At 60.6% G+C, this 1,542-nt stretch carries 2 protein-coding genes and 1 pseudogene; all 3 read right to left on the reverse strand.

What is annotated here, in order from left to right; genetic code table 11:
• Nucleotides 1-617: homoserine/homoserine lactone efflux protein (gene rhtB / locus GSM73_RS22610; protein ID WP_160893905.1), on the reverse strand; the 617-nt coding region annotated here is incomplete at its 3' end.
• A gap of 86 nt (nt 618-703) precedes the next feature.
• Entirely contained in the window at nt 704-1,285 is a 582-nt protein-coding gene (locus tag GSM73_RS22615) for a mechanosensitive ion channel family protein (RefSeq protein ID WP_047226114.1), read from the reverse strand.
• Nucleotides 1,285-1,542, reverse strand: a pseudogene (locus GSM73_RS27815) (ABC transporter ATP-binding protein); the annotation flags it as partial. The gene GSM73_RS22615 and the pseudogene GSM73_RS27815, both read right to left, overlap by 1 nt.

Consider the following 1,542-nt stretch of genomic DNA (forward strand, 5'->3'; position numbering starts at 1 on the left):
CGAATTGTCGCCAGCAACCCCGCCGCACCAATGAACAGCCCGGCAAAGGTGCGGTTCATTCGACGCTGCTGTTTCGGAGTGCGCAGCAGGCGCAGGACTTTGGATGCCAGCCCGGTGTACCCGGCCATGACGATGAGGTCGACGCAAACCATCGTCACACCCAGGATCAGGTATTGCTTGATCAGCGGGGCATGGGGGTCGATGAATTGAGGCAACACCGCAAGCATGAACACCAATGCCTTGGGGTTGCTGATGTTGACCAGAAAACCGCGAAACACCAGCGCCAAAGGCTTGCCGATAGGCCGCACGGCCGCGTCATCACTGAGATCGCCCGGGATGGCTCGCCACTGCTTGACGCCCAGATAAACCAGATAGGCCACACCAAACCACTTGATCGCATAAAACGCGGTCGCCGATGCGGTGAGGACCGCGCCGACACCGGCGGCGACAATCACGATTTGCAACGCCAGACCCAATTGCAGGCCCAGGGCATTCCAGTAGCCGCGCCAGAAACCGTATTGCAGACCGCTGGACATCGATGCGATGGCACCAGCACCCGGCGAAAGACTGATCACCCAGCAAGCGGCGAAAAACGCCAGCCATGTTTCCAGCACCATTGCACACCTCGGCTCAGATTCGTTGAACCACTAAGCTAATGCGCCGCCGGACGGTTGACCACAGATATTTAACGATCGAGACCCGCTTATTCGACGAACCCGCCGACCGGAAACGCCTCGTTGCCGCGCCAGCGTCGAACTGAACGTTGGAAGAACAGGCTGTTGGGCACTTGCACCATGGAACTGCCCGTACCGAGTTCCTCGGGTTCGATCAAGGTGGTGTAAAGCAGGTTGATGGCCACCACCCGCCCCTTGATGCCGGGCTTGTCGGTGGACTCCACCAGCTCAACTACATCGCCCAGACGAAACGGCCCGACGGTGTAGATCAAAATGGCGCACAACAGATTGGACAGTACGCTCCAGATGGCGAAGAACGCCACCGCCGCCACCGCGACGAACCCCGACAGCGCGGTCCACAGCACCGTGGCCGAGACGCCCAGGCGTTCAAGCACCACCAGCACCGCGCTGCCCATGATCAGCCAGCGCAGCACACCCCGCAGGATGATCACCAACTGGGACGGTAACGGGTAGCGCTCGGCAAGGCCCGTGAGGGCCCGCGCCACGCAACGCTGTGCGATGTAGCCGGCCAGCAGGATCAGCAGTATTTGCACACCGAGCCAGATCGGCTCGACCCACATGACGGGTATCGGCAAAGCCAAGGCTTCCATCAGGACAATGCCTCCAGCTCCGCTTGCAGGTTTTCCAGCAGTTCCAGGGCTTGCATCCACGCCTCCTCAAGCTCCGCTTCCCGAACCTTCAGCCTGGCCTGTTCGGCCAGCAGATCGCGCAACTCATCCTTGCGCGCCGCTTCGTAGAGACCGCTGTCGCCGAGGCTGGTTTCGATCTTTTGCAGTTTTTCATGCAGCTTGCCCAGTTCGACTTCGAGCTTGTCGGCCTCACGCTTGTGAGGCGCCAACTGCTGACG

Origin of the sequence: Pseudomonas sp. PICF6 (assembly GCF_009831705.1) — a bacterium.
GTDB lineage: Bacteria > Pseudomonadota > Gammaproteobacteria > Pseudomonadales > Pseudomonadaceae > Aquipseudomonas > Aquipseudomonas rhizophila.